The sequence below is a fragment of the Scytonema sp. PCC 10023 genome, from assembly GCF_963920835.1.
In the GTDB taxonomy this organism is placed as follows: domain Bacteria; phylum Cyanobacteriota; class Cyanobacteriia; order Cyanobacteriales; family Nostocaceae; genus Kalymmatonema.
This window is the reverse complement of the sequence record NZ_CAWUDP010000030.1, coordinates 54,859-69,385: the sequence shown is the minus strand read 5'-3', so window position 1 is coordinate 69,385 and position 14,527 is coordinate 54,859. Positions and strand designations below refer to the sequence as shown.

6 protein-coding genes are annotated in these 14,527 nt (G+C 44.6%); 3 read left to right on the top strand and 3 right to left on the bottom strand.

Annotated elements, in window-relative coordinates; genetic code table 11:
• The first annotated feature begins 696 nt into the window (after positions 1 to 696).
• The gene (gene cysH / locus ACM0OZ_RS19330) at positions 697 to 1,422 is read left to right on the top strand and encodes a phosphoadenosine phosphosulfate reductase (protein WP_414584442.1); all 726 of its coding nucleotides are present in this window, start codon (positions 697 to 699) and stop codon (positions 1,420 to 1,422) included.
• 122 nt (positions 1,423 to 1,544) lie between these two features.
• Here cysH and ACM0OZ_RS19325 read toward each other — a convergent pair whose 3' ends face one another.
• On the bottom strand, positions 1,545 to 1,787 hold the full coding sequence (locus ACM0OZ_RS19325) for a hypothetical protein (protein WP_414584441.1): 243 nt from the start codon (positions 1,785 to 1,787) through the stop codon (positions 1,545 to 1,547).
• A 94-nt stretch (positions 1,788 to 1,881) separates the two neighbouring features.
• On the opposite strand from ACM0OZ_RS19325, the gene ACM0OZ_RS19320 reads away from it, so the two are divergent.
• The gene (locus ACM0OZ_RS19320; protein WP_414584440.1) at positions 1,882 to 2,907 is read left to right on the top strand and encodes a hypothetical protein; all 1,026 of its coding nucleotides are present in this window, start codon (positions 1,882 to 1,884) and stop codon (positions 2,905 to 2,907) included.
• Positions 2,908 to 3,124: 217 nt separating this feature from the next.
• Positions 3,125 to 4,435, top strand: coding sequence for an exonuclease subunit SbcD (gene sbcD / locus ACM0OZ_RS19315; protein WP_414584439.1), 1,311 nt, complete (start codon positions 3,125 to 3,127; stop codon positions 4,433 to 4,435).
• A gap of 883 nt (positions 4,436 to 5,318) precedes the next feature.
• On the opposite strand, the gene ACM0OZ_RS19310 is transcribed toward sbcD, so the two are convergent.
• Both ACM0OZ_RS19310 and ACM0OZ_RS19305 read right to left on the bottom strand, forming a co-directional pair.
• Positions 5,319 to 9,527, bottom strand: coding sequence for an amino acid adenylation domain-containing protein (locus ACM0OZ_RS19310; RefSeq protein ID WP_414584438.1), 4,209 nt, complete (start codon positions 9,525 to 9,527; stop codon positions 5,319 to 5,321).
• Positions 9,524 to 14,527, bottom strand: a complete 5,004-nt coding sequence (locus ACM0OZ_RS19305; protein WP_414584437.1) for a type I polyketide synthase — start codon at positions 14,525 to 14,527, stop codon at positions 9,524 to 9,526. Before ACM0OZ_RS19305 ends, ACM0OZ_RS19310 begins: the two co-directional genes overlap by 4 nt.

The following is a 14,527-nucleotide window of genomic DNA, read 5'->3' as shown; positions in this document are numbered from 1 at the left end:
TAGTTACTTACGTTGTTAAAGCAACACACTGTCGCTGAACCTTAATCTTTATTCCCACAAATCAAGTTCCAGAACAATAAGACCACCCCCAATGTAAAAACCCCTCTCAGTATTGAGAGGGGTTTTGTAAAGTTATTTTGCTAAAAATTGCAGTTGTTGCCCTAGAACAAATTCATGATAGTGATAACACCAGCACTGGTTAGCATGACCAAAGCGCCCATAACTATAGACTGGCTCAATGAATTTGGAGTTTTGAAATCGTTCATTTGTCGAATTTTTTAATTTTAAGGATTCTACTAACAATATCAGGATCACCATATATGTAAATGGAAACATAGTAAAAATTAAACAACCGTAAATAATCTTATTAAAAGCAATAGTATTTACTTACCTCAAGATAGAGACATTGGTAAAGTTGCTCAAATATAAAGTTTTGTAAAGAGGTTGTTGTACATTTAACTTGCCTAGTTCTCCATTTGTCCTGATTGCCGATTGCCCTTTGGGCACTGCGCTCCGCGCAATCGCCTGTCGCACGCCACTTGCAAGTCTCTCGGAAAGAACCTGGAGTTTTCCCCGAATCCCGCCCTCTTGGCAATGGTTCCCGGCGAATCACAGAATTCCGACCGATCTATGTGCCTTTGTAGTGTAAAATTAACTTTAATCAAGCAAGGAATTTATTGGACTGGAGAATAATTAATGACTGCTTCGACAGCAATTACACCCGAAAACGCCAGTTTTGACTTAGAGCAACTCAATCAGAAATTTGAGACTGCCCAACCAAGAGAGATACTGGCATGGTCTGTCGAGAATATTCCTACTGGACTGGTGCAAACTAGCGCCTTTAACGTAGATGACTTAATAATCACTGATATTTTCTACCGTGACCTTAAGCACCCAGTTCCTGTGGTATTTCTCGAAACGCTGCACCATTTTCCCCAAACTCTAGAACTGGTTGCTAAGGCTAAAGAAGTTTACAATCTGGATTTGAAAGTTTACAAAACTCCAGATGTAGACACTCGCGAAGCCTTTGCCGCAAAATACGGTGAAGCACTTTGGGACAAAGACATTGCCAAATTCCACGAACTCACCAAAATTGAACCATTGCAACGGAGTTTAGCTGAACTCAACACTGTCGCTTGGATCACTGGACGTCGCCGTGATCAAGCCGTCACCCGTGCCAATATGCCCGTATTTGAACTTGATAACAACAACCGCCTAAAAATCAATCCCTTAGCTAACTGGACACGCCAGAAAAGCTGGGAGTATGTAGCTGAACACGGCGTGATTTACAACCCATTGCATGACCAAGGTTATCCCAGCATTGGCGATGAACCGATCACGACACCAGTAGGCGAAGGTGAAGATGAACGCGCTGGACGTTGGCGGGGAACTGGTAAGACTGAGTGTGGAATTCATATTTAAGAGGGAGTAGAGAGTGGGGAGTGGAGGAAAAGAAGAATTTCCCATAACTCTCCCCCTCGCCCTCTCTCCTCCTCAGCTTACTCTGCGCCTCTGCGGTTAAATAAAACAATTTGTAAGCAACTTTAACGAGTATCTTTGTGAAAAAGCTGTTCCAAATCTGCTAATTCAGCCTCTGTTGCTGCATCAATTGGTGGCAAGCGTTGTTGCATAATTGAATAGAGCGATCGCTTCTGGACTTTTGTCGCTTGCAACCCTAACTTGCGTAAACATTCTTTAATCTTTAATACAATATTGCGTCGGTCGTTATTGAGGTCACAAGGGTCATGCAACTCTAACTCACCGTGCGAGGGGTCTGTTTCAAACACAGGCTCCTTTTGTTTTTATACTTGTACAAATACATAGCTTTTCTCAGGTTTGCACTTTTTAGGTGTATAATGCAGTACTTTAGGAAGATCTTGTATGAAGAGATCAGATAAGGCAAAACAAATCGTATCTCCCTGGTGGCGCTGGCCTCTTGAAGCTCTATTCCCTGATAAAAAATTTGATGGACAATTTCAAAATCCAGGTAACGAACAGGTTTTTGATTATGACTCGGTGATGGCATCACCTGACCCAATCACCACGATTGCATCTGACATCGTCTATTATCCAGAAAACGATAAGCGCGAACTTTTTGCAATATTTATCTCTGGGCTAGGACAACGTGAGTCAGAATCTTCAAAAAGGAGCCGTAGGTATGCTACTACTCTCTTAACTGGCATCGCCAATATGAACAACTCCACTTTTCTTAAACAACGTCCAATTATCGCTTTCCTTAACCGATACCTTGACTGGATTAATGCAGTTCTTGACTATCTAGGTTTATCTGGTAGTCCAGTCATTGAAAATGCGGCAACTTTGATTACTTATGCCGTAAACAACAGGGTAACTCTCAATATATCAGGCGATAGTCTTGGAACAATTTTCTTGGCTAGAGCTATTAAGGTTGCTAAAAGAAACTTTATCAGTGGACGCGCTAGGGTGTTTGACTTTACAGAACGACGAATTCAAGAACAGAAGTGGCAGCAGCGCACTAGTCAACTTATCAATGTCTTCACCTTCGGAAACGGCTATCGAAAATGGGTACGAGGTCCAAATTACATTATGGTTTTCATTCAAGGCGATCAATTACCAGAGAAATTTGGAATGACACCCCAAAGAGCTATTAAGCAAAAACGAGACGATATAAAGTTTTTGATATTTCCACGTTTGTTTCCTCAAGGCAGCTTTGAAGCCCATAACATGATGTTTACAATCGAACTTCTTCGCCAAACCTTTGAAAAAAATCAGATTCAAGTTGGTGATTTTGCTGGCTTATATAACAAACTCAATTCCAGCACCCTAGAAATTGCCACACCCAATGAAGTATCATGGCCAAGCGACATGAAAAACTACGTATGGTATCAAGACAGCCTTAATTCAATTCCATCTTTATCTTCACATTAAGAAGGCGATTGCAAAGGTGCCAGTGCCCTCGTGCCCAATCGCCCGTATGTGCAAAGCGCAGGCACTCTCGGTGCGCAGCGTGTCCGTAAGGACTCAGGGCACAGGCATTGCCAATCGCACCAGATGCTGACAAGGCACTGGTAAAACAGAATGTTATATACAGATATAAAATAATGGGGAAACAAAGTAGTTTCCTCCACCACTCCCCAATTCCCTTATGATTAAAATCCTCCACCTCTCCGACATCCACATGGGAAGCGGTTTCTCCCACGGACGCATCAATCCCGAAACTGGATTAAATACACGGTTGGAGGATTTTGTCAATAGTTTGTCCAAATGTATTGACCGAGCGCTAGCAGAACCAGTAGATTTGGTTCTATTTGGCGGTGATGCTTTTCCCGATGCGACACCGCCGCCCTACGTACAGGAAGCTTTTGCTGGTCAGTTTCGCCGCCTTGTAGATGCAAATATCCCCACAGTGCTGTTGGTGGGGAACCACGACCAACATTCCCAAGGACAAGGTGGAGCCAGTCTATGTATTTACCGCGCCTTGGGAGTTCCGGGAATTGTCGTCGGTGATACCTTAACCACTCATCGCATCCATACCCGCAATGGGTTGGTGCAGGTGATCACCCTCCCTTGGCTGACCCGTTCCACTTTGATGACTCGCCAGGAAACCGAAAGTTTATCTATGGTTGAAGTCAACCAGCTGCTTACTGAACGTCTGCGGATTGTCCTAGAAGGAGAAATTCGCCGCCTTGACCCCAACGTGCCCACTGTTCTTTTGGGTCACTTGATGACGGACAATGCTAGCTTGGGAGCCGAACGCTTTTTAGCAGTTGGTAAAGGTTTTACGCTTCCCCTATCTTTGCTGACGCGACCTTGCTTTGAGTATGTAGCGTTGGGACACGTTCATCGCCATCAAAACCTTAATAAATCTAATGACCCGCCAGTGATTTATCCAGGGAGTATTGAACGGGTAGATTTTAGCGAAGAAAAGGAAGACAAAGGCTATGTAATGGTAGAACTGGAAAAAGGTCGCGTTGATTGGGAATTTTGTGCTTTGCCAGTGCGGGCTTTCCATACAATTGAGGTGGATGTCTCTAAGGCTGAAGACCCGCAGGCGGCGATCATCAAAGCCTTAGCCAAACGCGATATCCAAGATGCGGTCGTGCGGCTGATTTACAAACTTCGCTCAGAGCAGTTGGATTTAATTGATAGCACTGAGGTGCATAGCGCTTTAAGTCCAGCGCATACTTACACCATTCAACCAGAATTGGTCAGCCAGTTGGCTCGACCCCGCATTCCTGAATTGAGCGCGAGTAACAGCATCGACCCAATGGAAGCGTTGAAAACATATTTGAACAACCGCGAAGATCTCAAGGACATTGCAGCATCAATGCTAGAAGCAGCGCACAAGTTGCTAGCGAATGATGTGGAAGTATGGTTAGAAGGAGCAACGAATGAGCAGGCGTCCCAGAATCATATATCGGTAGGCGGTAGAGATACTCAGCTCCCTCTACTGTAAATATTATTCCTGCTTTTGTGACTCGCAATTGGTGGGAAGGATTTTTGCACAACCAAACAACTTTGTTCTTGAAGACAGCTTTACGGGCTAACAAAAGCCGAGTTGTCAGCACTGTTAGGTATTACTTGTAGTATTTGTTAACGTGAGTTCGACGGGTTGAAAAAGGTACAAAAAAAGGCTGAGACTGAAAATTAACGTGAGTTCGACAAACCTCACACTCACTTCCTCCCTCTCATTTTAGAAGAGCGAGGAGCAACATTAGAATCAGGGTTTGAAGCCCCTCTCCTACTTTGGAGAGGGGTTTGGGGTCAAGTCTGCTTTGACTTCGTCGAACTCACGTTAAAATACAAAATTCGCGTTTGTTTTGGCATGGTAACCCTAAGAGCCTATTTATAAAGTAAATATTAAGTAGGGTGTCCTGCGGCGATGCTTGGATTTCGGAGTTTGAGAGAGTGAGGATTAGCCGCAGGGCACCATCTTTCTCGGTGTGTTAAGCGTTGCCATAACGCACCCTATAATTTAAGGTTTACTTTATAAATCATCTCTAACCCCAATGTGAGTGAGAGCGATCGCCAAAACTTGCTTCCATACATTTAAAGTATTTTCAGTAGACCGAAAACTTTTGTAAGTTGACGAAAGAATCAGGGTTTGAGCCGTCGTTTTTGGGACTGACGAGAGCGATTGCGCTCTGCGCAGTGCCCCTTGGGCAATCGCTTACCACAGCAGGAGAACTCATTTACAACCCTATTGCTCAAAAAGCAGATGATACATACGCGCATTCTGGCAGATTGTATGCAATCCGTCAAATGAACGGATGGTAAGCCTTCTAGAAATCTTTTCGGTCTACTGATAGTTGTTGGATATTACGCCATCTTGTGATTCCTCAATCATCTGCCTGTGACCGCTCAATGCAGATTGTCAGCTGTTTTGCTAAAACCTGAACGTGAGGTTCACTGAGCATTGTGAAATGGTCACCTGGAACAAGGTGGATATCCAGAGGTTGAGCAGAAAACTTGTCCCAGCCCAATCCTAGTTCATCTAAAATCTCAGAGTAGGCATGACTAACAGCATCTATCTCGCTAGCCTTGAAAAACGTAACCTGAGCAGGATAAATTGCCTGTGGCATATAAACACAAGCTGTTTGAAAGTTAGTTTTGAAAACCTGCATTATACCTTGAAGTTGCTTGATTCCAACATTGGGAGGCAGTAAATTCACCATTTGCAACCGCTCTTTGAAGTAGTTCAGTTGCTCCATAGGATCAAGAACTTTGAGAGCTTCTTCAGATACGTTTAAGCTCTTTCCGTAGATATTTTCATATATGCTGGCAATCATGTTCAGCCATCCAGCATCATCGCCATCAAAATCTAGTTCATTAGTTCTATAACCTGGTGCACGAGAGTCCAAAAGGGCTAGTAGAGCCACCTCATATCCCCGCTCGTGTAACTGAGTCGCCATCTCAAAAGCTACCATACCGCCAAAGGAATGACCACCCAAAAGGTACGGTCCAGAGGGTTGAATGGAGTGTATTGCTTCAATGTAATAAGCTGCCATGTCCTCGATGAGTGTGTGCGGCTTTGATTCCCCATCAAGACCGAGTGATTGCAATCCATAAAATGGTTGTTCTTTACCTAAATGATGTGCCAGGTTGTACAAGTAGATGGTATTGCCACCAGTTCCAGGCACGCAGAAGAAAGGTCGCTTAGAACCATTAGGCTGAATAGGTACTATTGGAGACCAATTTAAAGCATCTATCGGCTGGCGGAGAATAGTCGCTAGTTGTTCAATAGTTGAGTTTTGGAAGAGTGTCGCCAAGGGGAGATTTTTCTTGAATTGCTGCTCAATCCGTGCCATGAGTTGCACAGCTAAAAGAGAATGGCCACCGAGGTCAAAGAAGTTATCTTTTACTCCAACAGGGTAGACTTTCAGAACTTCTGCCCAAATTTGTGCCAGTTTCTGTTCTACGATATCAAGGGGTGGGACAAAGCTAGCTTGCATAGCGAGGTTGTTTGTATCAGGGTCCGGCAGGGCACGGCGGTCTACCTTACCGTTGGGCGTCAGGGGCAACGACTCCAGCATGACTATTGCAGATGGCACCATGTACTCTGGCAGCTTTGTTTTCAGGAATTGGCGCAACTTGCTCATTGTGGGTGCTGTGTGCTGTTGTGGCACGATGTAGGCGACTAAGCGCTGATCTCCAGGAGTGTCTACTCTGGTTGTGACCACAACTGAATGAACTGATGGGTGTTGACTCAATATTGCTTCTATCTCCCCCAATTCGATGCGGAAGCCGCGAATCTTTACTTGATTGTCGATACGTCCCAGGTATTCGATATTGCCATTGGGCAAATAGCGTGCTAGGTCTCCGGTTTTGTAGAGGCGGGAATTGGGGTCAGTGCTAAACGGGTTGGGGATGAATTTCTCTTGTGTTAACTCCCGACGGTTGAGGTAGCCTCGCGCTAAAGGGGCGCCACCGATGTGCAATTCTCCTGGTACGCCAATCGGCACTGGTTGCAGATTGCTGTCTAAGATGTAGATTTGCGTGTTGGCTATTGGGCGACCAATCGGGATAGTTTGCTGATGAATTCCGCTGTTGCAAGTCCAGTAAGTTGTATCAATGCAAGCTTCAGTCGGTCCGTAAAGATTGTGCAACTCTACATTCAAATTTGCAAACAAGCGCTCTTGAAGAGCGACAGGCAAAACTTCACCCCCGCAAAAGATTCGTCTTAAAGAGTCACAGGTTTCGATACCCCCTTGCTCTAGAAGGATTTGTAGCAAAGATGGGACAAGTTGAACAGCAGTGACCTTGCGATCAGCAATCTCTTTAATGAGATAAGCACTGTCCTGATGACCTCCGGGTCGAGCCATGACCAATTGCGCTCCCACAAGTAATGGCGCGTAAAACTCCCAAACTGAAGCATCAAAACTAAATGGAGTTTTCTGTAGGACTTTGTCTGCCTCAGTTAACGGGAAGGTTTCTTGCATCCAGAACATATGATTGCAAATGGCGCGGTGAGAAATCATTACCCCCTTGGGCTTACCTGTGGTTCCTGATGTATAAATTACGTAGGCTAGATTGTCAGCTACTACCTTGCTGATTAGGTTTTCCTTGCTCTGCTGGGCAATAATTTCCCAGTCGTTGTCTAGGTAGATTATCTGTGCTTGCTGTTTGGGAAGATTTTCTGAAAACCGCTGTTGAGTCAACAGCACAGGTACCTTGGCATCTGATAACATAAAAGCCAAGCGCTCTTTTGGATAGGCGGGGTCAAGCGGCACATAAGCCCCACCCGCCTTGAGAATTCCCAACAGTCCCACTACCATATCCAGTGAGCGTTCCACGCAAATGCCGACCAGTACCTCAACTCCAACACCCAAACTCTGCAAGTAATGTGCTAGTTGATTGGCACGACTATTTAATTCTCGGTATGTCAGTTGTTGCTCTTCAAACACAACTGCCACTGCATCTGGTGTCCATTCTACCTGCTGCTCAAATAATTCATGGATACATTTGTCTTGCGGATAGCTCACTTGTGTTTGATTCCACTCCACCAACAATTGATGGCGTTGTGCATCATCTAGCAATGGCAAATCAGATACTCGTTGAGAGGGATGACTCACAACTGCCTCTAACAGAGTTTGAAAATGTCCTGCCATTCGCTCAATAGTCGCCACATCAAACAGGTCTGTATTATACTTGAATGCACTCTTAAGCGATTCCTTTGTTTCAACCATTTCTAAGGTCAAATCAAACTGACCTTCTTGTTGCGCCATTTCAAATGGTTTCAGCAGTAAACTACCCCAATTAACTGGGATTCCTGTTTCGCTGTTGTTGAGTAAATCTACGACCTGATCTTGCTGTGGTTTTTGTAAGACAAACGATACTTGGAAAATTGGCGAATAGCTGATATCGCGATTCGACTGCAATTGTTTGACTAATAATGGAAAGGGATAATCTTGATGGGCGATCGCTCCTAATACCCTAGAACGGACTTGAGCTAGGAATGCTTTAAAAGTAGGATTACCCAAAAAATTTGCTCGCAGTACAACTGGATTGACAAAGTAACCAACAATGTTTGCAAACTCAGTCTTACTCCTACCTGTGGTTGAAGAACCCACTAAAATATCTGACTGCCCCGTGTAGCGATGGAGTAACACCCCAAAAGCTGCCAGAAGAATCATGTAAAGGGTTACTCCCTCAACTTGGGCTAACTCTTTAAGCTTTTGTACCACTTCTTTAGATAACTTAAAGGCATGGGAGGCTCCCTGATAAGTTTGTACTGATGGTCGAGGTCGGTCTGTTGGTAAATTTAGTAATGGCAACTCACCAGCTAATTGTTGTTGCCAGTATTTCCAAAGATCCTCTCCTTGAGAACCACCTAGTATTTGAGCCTGCCATTGAATAAAATCTTGATAGAAAAAATTTATTGCTGGTAAAGTTGCCTTGACTCTTTCTTTTTGGGCTGCATACAGCAACCGCAATTCGTTCACAAGTATCCAAAGAGACCATCCATCGCAAGCGATGTGGTGGATGGTTAGTAACAGAACATAGTCTTGTTCTGTGACACCAAACAAATTGAGCCGCATGACAGGTCCAGTTTCCAAATTAATTGGACGCTTGTACGCTTCAACAACCCGCTGCTTTAGTTCCTCCCCATTCCAAGTGGAAGCATCCACCTCTTCAAGCCAGACTTCCTGAAACTGATGAACTTCTTGAACTGGTTCACCGTTTTGCTCGCGAAAAGTGGTACGCAGCATTGGATGGCGAGCTATCAGCGTTCCAAAAGCCTGTCGCAAGGCTAGAACATCTAAATTGGAGCAGATGCGGGCTGTAAAGGCAACGTTATAAGCTGCGCTTTCAGGTGCCAACTTGTACAAAAACCATAGTGCTTGCTGACCGTGAGACAGAGGAATTGTATTAGGCGTTGCAGCACGCCTAATAAGAATATTTATAATTTCTAGTTTATGTTGCTTAATTTCGCTTAATAGTGCTGGAGTCAATACGTCCCGAGGTGATCGGTAGCACAGTTCGTTACCCTCAACCCACAGTTGTACATTTTTCGTCGAAAGATTGTGGAGGAACTGTGCTAAATTCATAATCTACCTTCAATCCAATTATCTAAGTTTGATGTCACTGCTAATTCGACAGATGTTTCTGTTGTAGATTTCACCTCTGTTAGTTGTTCGCTCACGTAGGCTGTTATACTCGCGACACTGAGTCCCTCCATAAATTTTACTATCGGGATGTCCACCCCGAAGTTATTTTGAACCCAGTTCCTTAGTTCTAGAGCCGTTAATGAGTCAAGTCCCATATTGTTCAAAGGCTTATCTACGTCCAGTTGGTTGGTTAAACCAAGAACTTTGGCAACTTGGGAACGAACATAGGTCATCAAAAGCGTTTGTTGTTCATGAGTGGTAGCATTCTTTAATTGCTCGAAAAACTCGTGTTGTTGAACCAATTGAGAATGCTGTTGTGCTAATTGCCCAGATGCTTGCTGAAAATCACTTAAGAAAGACCAGCGTGCAAATTGTTCGTCAAACTCGGACCAGTTAATCGGGACTATCCCAAATTGAACAGAGGATTGATTGAATAAATATTCTTCTAGCACCTCTAAAACCTGGTGGGGAGCAATAGTTCCTATTCCCCTCGTCTTGAGCCGATCGCCTATAGAGCGCCCAGCTGCTGCTCCTATCTCGCTAACAGCCCCCCAGTTAATGCTTAATCCTGGTAGCCCAAAACAGCGACGATAATATGCCAAGGCATCTAGAAAAGCATTGGCGGCTGCATGGTTGGCTTGACCAGGGGAGCCAAGTAACGAAGCAGAAGAAGATAACAACACAAAGAAGTCTAAAGGCAAATTTTGTGTTAATGTATGCAGATTCCAAGCTCCTAGAACTTTAGGAGCCATGACATTAGCAAAGCGTTGCCAACTCTGTTGTTGTAAAATTCCATCATCCAACACCCCCGCTGCATGAATCACTCCTGCTAAAGGTGGTAGAGATTCTTCAATTTGTGACAGTACTCGTCTGATTTGTTCAATATCAGATACATCTGTAGTTGCCACAATCACATTTGCGCCAGCTTGTTCTAACTCTTTCAACTGGTTATTTTGATTTGAACTAGCACCACTGCGCCCTACTAGTACCAAATACCGTGCTCCCTTGTTGACCATCCAGCGAGCTACCAGTAAACCCAAACCTCCGATACCACCTGTAATTAGGTAGGTACTATCTTCACGCAAGACTGGCAGCTTGTGGGGAGTTCTTTCAACAATTACAGAATCATTGATTTGTTGGCGGCGAACTAACCGAGCCACGTAACGTTCTTGGTCGCGAAAAGCAACTTGGTCTTCAGCATTTTCTGACCAGATTTCCTCAAACAGTTCTTGTACTTCATCTCCCACAGCCTCGGGGTCTAAATCCACCCGTACACAATTGAGTTCTGGATGTTCCAGAGCAATCACTTTTCCCATACCCCATAACGGAGATTGAACTATTCCTGGAACCTGAGAATTTGCACTTGTGACAGACTGCGCTCCTTTTGTCACTAACCACAAGCGTGGAAGCTCAGGAAATCCTGCCTGTGCTATTGCTTGAACTAGGTGCAAGGTACTACCGCATACAGATTGTAAAGCTGTTTGTAAATTATCGCTGCTTAAAGCTTGTGCTGTCACTGCATCTATACTCCAGCAGTTGACGATTCCGTACAGAGATTGGTTTGCTCCCACCGTCGTTAGTAGCTGGCTGAAGTCTTCTGGTTGAGTTGGGTCTATTCTAAATTCTTCTGAGCTTAGTTGTTCATACCCATTACCTTTAATGGCTTCTCCTTGCTTGTGCCAGAGTTTTTCTATTGCTTGGAACGATTCACCATAATCTATTCCTCGGCTGCGAAACTCTTGGTACAAATTAATCGGCGATATCTCTTGTGTGTCTTGTGTAATGAAAGACTCCCAATTTTCCGGCGAACTTTGACTACATTGGTCTGCTTTAAAGACTTTTCCACTAACATGCAGTGTCCAAACTGTTTGTTGGTCTTCTGACTCCTCTGTTAGACTAAAAATTTGGAAAGAGTAGGCTGAGTTTTCATCAGGTGTCAAAATTAACTGTATTGTCTTTTCTTGTTCATCATCCAGCATTAATGCTTGTTGGATGACGATATCTTCTAAAACTAAATCATCGGACTTCAAAACAGCAGCCCCAGCAGCCAAAGCCATTTCTATATAAGCACTAGCAGGCACTATCACTTTCTGATAAACGCGATGGTGCTGTAGATATGCTGGCGAATTCTGGCTAATTTGAGATGAAAACTGAATTTCTTTTAACTTTAATGGAGAATTGAGTCGCCGACCAAGGAGGGGATGTGTTTGCCGAAATTGATCTCTATTTGTGGATAATTTAACTATTTTATCAATTGTAACCTTTGTATTTTCCACCCAATAACGTTGGCGTTGGAATGGGTAAGTTGGCAATGCCACTCGCTTACGGTTATTGTCTCGGTTAAAACCTACCCAATCTACCTCGACTCCACGTACGTATAATCCCGCTAAACTCTGTAGCATCTGCTGCCAATCTGACACTCCTGGACGCAAACTGGGTAGCCAGACTCCCACTTGTTCGCTTAAGCAGTTGCGCCCCATCCCCAACAATGTCGGTTTGGCTCCGATCTCTACAAATACCTCATAACCTTTTGCATTCAGTGTCTTGATACTTTTGGCAAATTGTACAGGACGGCGTAAATGTTGACACCAGTAATCAGGCGAAATCTCTTGCGATGTCAGTTGTTCTCCTGTGAGGTTGGAGATGATCTCAATTTGGGGAGTGGCGTAGTTGACTGTAGCAGCAACCTCACGAAATTGAGCCAGTATTGGCTCCATCAGTGGTGAGTGGAAGGCATGCGATGTTTGTAGCTTTTTCGTTGTGATTCCTGCTGCTTCTAAGGAGGCACAGATGCTTCCGACTGTCTGCGCTTCACCAGATATCACTGTGTTTTCTGGTCCATTTAAGGCGGCAATCGCTACTTTATCAGTATATAGCTCCGTGATAGCACGTATGGTCTCCTCCGAGGCATACACTGCTACCATCTCACCACCAGCAGGTAAACTCTGCATCAGTTGGCTTCTTGCTGCAATCAGCTTGAGTCCATCTTCTAAACTCAATACTCCTGCTACACAAGCAGCAACGTATTCTCCTAAACTATGACCCATCACGGCAGTGGGTACAATACCCCAAGATTTCCATAACTCAGAGAGTGCATATTCAATGGCAAATAAAGCAGGTTGGGTGTAAGCTGTTTGGTCTAATGGCGAAGTCTCTCCCGCTTGGGGGTAAAGAACGCTTAGCAGTGACTTGTCCAGATAGGAACGTAAAATTTCATCACAACGGTCTAGGGTTTGGCGAAAGATGGGCGCAGTTTCGTAGAGTTGGCGTCCCATGCCTATATATTGCGAACCTTGCCCAGTGAATAAAAATGCGACTTTTGAACGCTTCTTGCTTTTTACCTGACCACTGACAACTGTGTTAGTCTCACCTGAAGCCGTAAAAGCAGATAGTTCTTTTTGCAACTGCACCTTAGATTCAGCGATAATAGCGAGGCGGTAGTCAAAATGGGATCGCCCCGTGTTAGCAGTAAAGCAAACATCTGCTAGCGACACCTCAGGATGTTTCAAAAGAAACTCCTGATAACTTTGCGCCATCTCTAAGAGTGCTTTCTCACTTTTAGCTGACAAGGTCAGAAGATGCAATTGACGTTCAATTGCTTTTTTCTTTTGACTTTTAGCTTTTGAATTTTGACTTAAGAGTGGTGCTTCTGCCAAAACCACATGAGCATTTGTGCCGCCAAAACCAAAGGAGCTTACCCCAGCTAGTGCCAAACCAGTTCCTTGCGGCCAAGGCGACAAAGTTTGTTGAACTCGTAGCGGCAGTTTATCAAAGGGAATATAAGGATTTGGCTTTTGGAAATGCAGGCTTGGTGGAATTTGTCGATGTTTAAGAGATAACGCCACTTTAATCAACCCAGCAATTCCCGCTGCTGCTTCTAGATGTCCTATATTGGTCTTGACCGAACCCACCTTACAATAGCTTCCTTGAAGGCGTCCTTCTGCTAGCACCTTTCCTAAAGCCTTCATCTCTATTGGATCGCCCAACTTTGTGCCAGTACCATGTGCTTCAATATACTGAATTTGTCCAGGGGAGACACCCGCCTTAAAGTAGGCTTCTCGCAGCACTGCCTCTTGTGCTTTGGGATTGGGAGCTGTCAGTCCATTGCTACGCCCGTCTTGGTTAACTGCACTCCCCTGGATAACTGCATAAATGCGATCGCCATCTGCCAGAGCTTGTGATAATGTCTTCAATACAACCATCCCAGCCCCTTCGCTGCGAACATAGCCATTCGCTCGAGCGTCAAAGGTTTTGCAACGACCATCGGGAGCTAAGAAACCCCCTTTGGCAAAGCCAACCGTAACCCAGGGTGATAACATCACATGCACGCCTCCCGCTAACGCCAAGCTGCACTCTCCACTCCATAAGCTTTGGCAAGCTAGATGAACTGCAACTAGAGAAGATGAGCAGGCAGTATCAATTGCTATGCTTGGCCCAGTAAAACCAAATATGTAGGAGATACGGTTAGCAGCAATGCAATTAGTATTACCTGTGGCTGCATAAGCATCAATGTTGCTGGGATTCCCTATTAAAAGCTCGTAGTAGTCGAAGCTAGAAACGCCAATAAAGACGCCTGTTGGTTTACCTGCCAAATGCTCCGGAATTTGTCCGGAATCTTCTAGAGCTTCCCAAGCCACTTCTAATAAAAGCCGCTGTTGCGGATCTATGCTCACAGCTTCTCGTGGAGCTATAGCAAAAAATTGGGGATCGAATAAATCTACCTGCTTGAGGAACCCACCCCAACGGATACTCATTTTTTCGGGCTTTTCTGTGTCCTGCTCGTAAAAAGTTTCTAAATTCCATCGCGAAGAAGGCACTTCTGTGATGGCATCCACACCACCATGCAACAATTGCCAGAAGCCTTCTGGATTCTCAGCACCAGGGAAACGGCATCCTATGCCAATAATTGCAATCGGTTCTCTATTTATCATGCTGTTCAT